Annotated in this window: 5 protein-coding genes; all 5 read right to left on the reverse strand. The window is 41.9% G+C overall.

Annotation, left to right across the window (positions count from 1 at the left end; translation table 11 throughout):
- Positions 1 to 102 precede the first annotated feature (102 nt).
- Positions 103 to 678, reverse strand: coding sequence for an archaemetzincin family Zn-dependent metalloprotease (locus FJ218_10705; GenBank protein ID MBM4167370.1), 576 nt, complete (start codon positions 676 to 678; stop codon positions 103 to 105).
- Positions 654 to 2,000 (reverse strand): sigma-54-dependent Fis family transcriptional regulator, encoded by a 1,347-nt coding sequence (locus FJ218_10710; protein ID MBM4167371.1) that lies wholly within the window; start codon positions 1,998 to 2,000, stop codon positions 654 to 656. Before FJ218_10710 ends, FJ218_10705 begins: the two co-directional genes overlap by 25 nt.
- 21 nt (positions 2,001 to 2,021) lie before the next feature.
- A complete protein-coding gene (locus FJ218_10715) occupies positions 2,022 to 3,632 on the reverse strand; it encodes a HAMP domain-containing protein (GenBank protein ID MBM4167372.1) in 1,611 nt (536 codons plus the stop codon).
- 214 nt (positions 3,633 to 3,846) lie between these two features.
- Entirely contained in the window at positions 3,847 to 4,596 is a 750-nt protein-coding gene (locus tag FJ218_10720; protein ID MBM4167373.1) for a hypothetical protein, read from the reverse strand.
- Positions 4,574 to 5,494 (reverse strand): Ni/Fe-hydrogenase cytochrome b subunit, encoded by a 921-nt coding sequence (locus FJ218_10725; protein MBM4167374.1) that lies wholly within the window; start codon positions 5,492 to 5,494, stop codon positions 4,574 to 4,576. Before FJ218_10725 ends, FJ218_10720 begins: the two co-directional genes overlap by 23 nt.
- Position 5,495: the final 1 nt, after the last annotated feature.

Here is a 5,495-nt window from a genome sequence, read left to right on the forward strand (position 1 = left end):
CAGAGAGAAATAAAAAAAAGAAAACGTATGTAAAATTCGGTGAGAAAGATAGTAAGGAAATACGGGAAAAAGTAAAGCGAGAAAGGAAGATTTAGAAAATATTCATTCGTTTTTTTTCAAATTGTTTAATGAAAGTATTTCAAACAGTTGCCAACATTCATTGCACAACGAACTTTTTTTCAAATCAATATCTTCAACGTATGTTGACGAACGCATAACACATTCAAAGTTACGGCAATGATATAAACCGTAGGTGTGTCCAAGTTCGTGAATAATTTCTTTTGCAATCCGCTGCACGTGCAATGATTCATCTGCAGGCATTCCGTAAAACTGATTACAAAGACGGTGTGTAGAAACAACCGTCGCATTGCCTCCAAATTGCGCTTCTCCAAAGACAAACGAGAGAACGGGAATAAATACATCGACATCAACAAGCGCAACACATTTTGTAGAAACCGGCGCGCGTTTCATTACTTGTGTGAGAATCGCAGTGGAATAATATTGTCCGCGTGAAGTGTCGAATGTTTTTTCGATATCGAGCGAATGTTTTTGCAAAGATACAGAGCAACGGAGATTTTTTTCCACTTCATGCAGAATATCACGCAGGGGTGATGCAGAAAGCGTTGTTGCATTGAGAATCGTAATCGTGGAAGTCACGACGGTCTCTTCAGTTCGTATTTTTCAATTTTATTATAGAGTGTTACGCGGTCAATTTGTAAAATTTCCGCCGAGCGTGAAATATTCCAATTGTTTTGTTTGAGAATGGAAACAATATGTTCGCGTTCCATCGCCGCAAGTGAACCAGAAGTAAAATACTGATGATGTTCACTCAATTGAAACGGTAGTTCATCCGCCAGAATCACATTGTTTTTCTTGATAACCATTGCGCGTTCGACAGCATTTTCGAGTTCACGAACATTTCCACGCCAATCGTATTGCACCAACGTATCCATCGCTTCCGCAGAAAATGATGCGACGGGTTTTCCCATAACTCGCGCGTGTTTTTTCACAAAGAAGTTTGCAAGAATCGGAATATCGGATTTACGTTCACGGAGCGGCGGAATAATTATCGTGAACACATTTAAACGATAGTAGAGGTCTTCCCGAAATGTTCCCTCTGCAATCGCTTTTTCAAGGTCTTTGTTTGTTGCGCAAATAATTCGGAAATCTACTTTGATGATGTTGTTGCCGCCAACGCGGGTGAATTGTTTTGTTTCAATAACCCGAAGCAAATCCATTTGTGTTTTCATATCAATGTTTCCGACTTCATCGAGAAATAATGTTCCGCCGTCAGCAAGTTCGAGTTTTCCTTTTCTTCGATATTGCGCTCCGGTAAATGCTCCGCGCTCGTGTCCGAATAATTCGCTTTCTAAAATTCCTTCGGGAAGCGCGCCGCAATTGACGGTAACAATCGGGAAATATTTTCTCTCGCTGTTGCAATGAATTGCGCGTGCAACTAATTCTTTTCCCGTTCCGCTTTCACCGCGAATCATAACCGTTGTATCAGTACGCGCTACGGTTTGCGTTAATTCCAGAACTTTTTTCATTTGCGGAGAATCGCCGATAATGTCATCAGGGTTTAAGAATTCGGAAATTTGCTCTTTTAACGTTGCGTTCTCGTTCTGCAATGCGCGATGTTTTATTGCGTTCAATACCAAATGCGAAAGATGGTCGGGGTCAATAGGTTTCGTGATGTAATCGAACGCGCCGCTTTTCAACGCCTGCACCGCCGTATCAACGGACGCGTGCGCAGTAATAAAAATAATTGTTGCTGTTGCATCAATCTCTTTTATTTTTTGCTGCAACTCAATACCGTCCATTCCGGGCATTTTAATATCGAGTAAAATAATATCCCAATGTTGTGTTTGCATTTGACGAAGCGCGACAACAGCATTTTCTGCAGTTCCAACAGAGTAACCGTCTTCGCGAAACCATTTCGAAAGAGAATCGCGAACAATGTTTTCATCGTCCACTATTAACAGTGCAATGGGTGAATTCATAATGTGTACTGGATACGTTAATTATACTTTTTGTAAATTGCTTCCCGCGCGCGGAAATTTAAGCGTGAAGATTGTTCCTGTTCCTATACTCGAATGAACGGAAATTTTCCCTCCGTGTCGTTCAACGATACCGTACACGATGGAAAGACCTAAACCAACGCCTTGTCCTTCTTTTTTTGTTGTAAAGAACGGTTCGAAAATGTGCAGGAGATCTTCTTGCGCAATACCGATGCCGGAATCGGATATTGCGATAGTAATTGCATCTTCCTCAAAGAGTTCGCGGACGGAAACAGAAAGCGTTCCTCCATCGGGCAACGCTTCAACAGCATTGACAAAGAGCGCGACGAATGCTTGCTGAATTTGGTTTTCATCGCACAGAAGCGAAGGATTGGAATCGCAAATCGTGGTGCGCAGTTCAACACCGGAAATTTGAAAATGATGCTGCATCAGTTCAATCGCTTTTTCCAAAACATATTGCACGGGAACAATATTCATTTCGCCGATTTGCTTTTTGGAGAACAGCAGCAAGTTTTTCACAATGGTTCCGCAACGGTGTGTTTCGCGCGCAATCAATTCAATTTCTTCCGTTATCTGCGTGAGAAGTTCCGTCTGTGTTGGTTCTTTTCGGATTATTCGCGCAATGAGTTTTGCGTAGGTAAGAATTGCTTCGAGGGGATTGTTCAATTCGTGCGCAACCGTTGCGGATAATTTCCCGAGCGAAGCCATTTTTTCTATTTGTAAAATTTGTTGGTGAATAGTTTGCAATTCAGCAGTTTTTTCTTGAATGCGATGTTCTAATGTTTTTGCCCATTCGCGGTTGATATCTTCCGCTTGCCGAAGTGAATTGGTCATCTCGTTGAATGATTGCGCAAGTTGACCTAATTCGTCTTTGGTTTTTACAGCAATCGTGTAATACAGATTTCCTTTCGAAATTTGCTGAGTTCCTTCATACAATTTTTTCACCGGTTTATCTACGATGAAATACAAAAATACAGACGAAGCAACGGAAACAAGGAGTATCATTCCGATTGCGTAGAACAGCATTGTCGTTTGTGCTTCGGAAATATTTGCGTCTATTTGCTCCAACGACATACGAACATCCAGAACGCCAAGAACGGTTTTATTCCTCGGATGCGCATGACACGCGGCATTGGAACAGAGTGCTTCGTTACGAATCGGACTGATGAGACCAAGGATGCGGTTTCCGTTTGCCGAAGAATAAATTCTCGTTCGATTGTTGGATGGAACAGATTCCAACACGTTGTTATGACTGTGGCAAATAAAGCACGCCTCCGCATTCATATCAACAATTGTGTGCATTTCTTTTGTCATTGTCGAAAATATTATTTCTCCGCGTTTGTTGTAAATACGAATTCCTTCAACGCCGGGTTCCTGCGCGATGGTATTGATAATTTGATAAACGTCCTCTTTGCGATTCAACAACATACTGTAATGCGTTGATTTTAAGATGACGTTGCTCATTCTGTTTGCATTATCGAGAACATACGTCATCATCTGTTCTGTAAAAAAATGAATAGCAAAGTACGAATAGACACCGAAAAGCACGAGCAACAATGCCAACGAACCGACAAGCACACGAAACCGCAGGGAATGAAAAAACCGAAATGTCATCCGTTCATAAATCACAATAAACGTGCCATTGCATTATAATGATTCATAACGTATTTTGAATTGTTGAAGAAGGAACGAACACTTCGTTATCTCAATACGGAAAAGAGTATTTTTGTATTTGAGAAGTAGAGTAATGGATGTTCAAATCTTTACTGTACATTGTATATCACCGCATACTTTGAGAAATGGACAGAAATTGTTTCTTTGCTGCATATCAGCAAAAAATTTTTCGAAGCAATGAACAGTATTTTTGTGCGCCGAGAATATGTGAGAGGTCCGGAAGCAGTATCCCGCCATCGGCTAACGTCAAACCAACGGTGTTTGCATTCTCTTTCAGCGAGGCGCGCACGAGTGAAAAAAAAGCCGCCGCATCTGAATCATACATTGATTCTGCTCGCAAAGAATTTAATAATCCTGCAGTTCGCAATGCTTTGTTTTCAACATCCATTTCCCACAACCATCCGTGTTCAAAAGGATGAAGACAACATTCCAACGGGTTGTTTTTTACGCGTATGTTTATCGTATGAACCGTTCCTTCCACTGGCGATACAATCGGAAGCGTTCCTTCATCAAGCACAAACCATACGCAGCGTTGATTACGTCGAAGTGTTTCGCCGACGGCAGGGAACACAATGGTTTTCAGTGAAAGCAACATCGCCGCAAGCATGGATTCTATTCCGATACGAACGCAACGCTCGTTCATCGAAGAAATCCAGCAATGGTGTCTGCTGTATAATATGTTTTTCGGCAATGGTTTCTTCGCGACGCGAGAAGACGCATACGGAAATGTTGGTCCCCGAACAGTATCCGGCGCACGATGTTGCTTCCTGATTGCGATATCGAGAGGACATTGTTCACACGCAAATTCTCTGTCGCAGAGTTGGTACGAAATCAATCCCGCACTCATCCACACACAGCGAACGTCCTTTTCATTCGTTGAATTATTGTTCGAAGAGAAGTTCATTGCGATTGTTTAAAGTAGAAAGATGTTTGTCATACAAAGAATGTTCGTGCATGTTGGGTTGCATTTCAGTTTCTTCTTGTTTGAACACCGGAAGTTTTTGAGCGACAAAAGAAAAAATAATAAAGCCGAGCGTTACAATGGTCATCGTAACAAGAATCTCCATCCACGATGGAAAATACGATACGTTGCTCCACGCTTCCATTCCCGTAATGCTCACGTTCAAACGATTGAGAATAAAACCAAGAATAATCATCACCGCGCTCAAGAATAAACCGTTGTAATTTTCCCGCATACGCTTATTCAAAAGTAGTGCGAGCGGTGCAACGATTCCGATTCCGATTTCTAACCAGAAGAAATATGTTTCTGTGCGCGGCACAATCAGCAACGAAAGAGCCGAATGATTTGCAAGGTCAACGAATTTCATCGTTGCATAAACGGCAAGCGCAACAACGGCAATTCTTCCGATTTCAGAAAGCATAGAAAGTTCCAATCCTTTGTTGAATGCGCGGGAACTGAGAAATGATTCGAATATCACCATCGCACATCCGACGGCAATGGCAGAAACATAGAAGAACACTGGCAAATATGGCGAATACCACAACGGATACAGTTTCTCCGGAACAATAAGATACAGCGAACCGAGCGACGATTGATGCAACGTCGAAAGGATAACGCCGAGTATAATCAGCGGAATACTGATTTTCTTGAGTATGTGTTGCGTGCGCGTTAAATGAAATTTTTCCAAAACAACCGGAAAAAATTCGAGAGAAAGAACCGTAGTATACAGCATTACGCACCAAGCAACCTCGAACATTACTGAACGCGGATTCCACATAATAAGCGCGTGCCAAATTTGCAACGGTCTTCCCAAATCGTACATCAATGCCACAATAACCAGA

The organism is Ignavibacteria bacterium (assembly GCA_016873775.1).
Taxonomy (GTDB): domain Bacteria; phylum Bacteroidota; class Ignavibacteria; order UBA10030; family F1-140-MAGs086; genus JAGXRH01.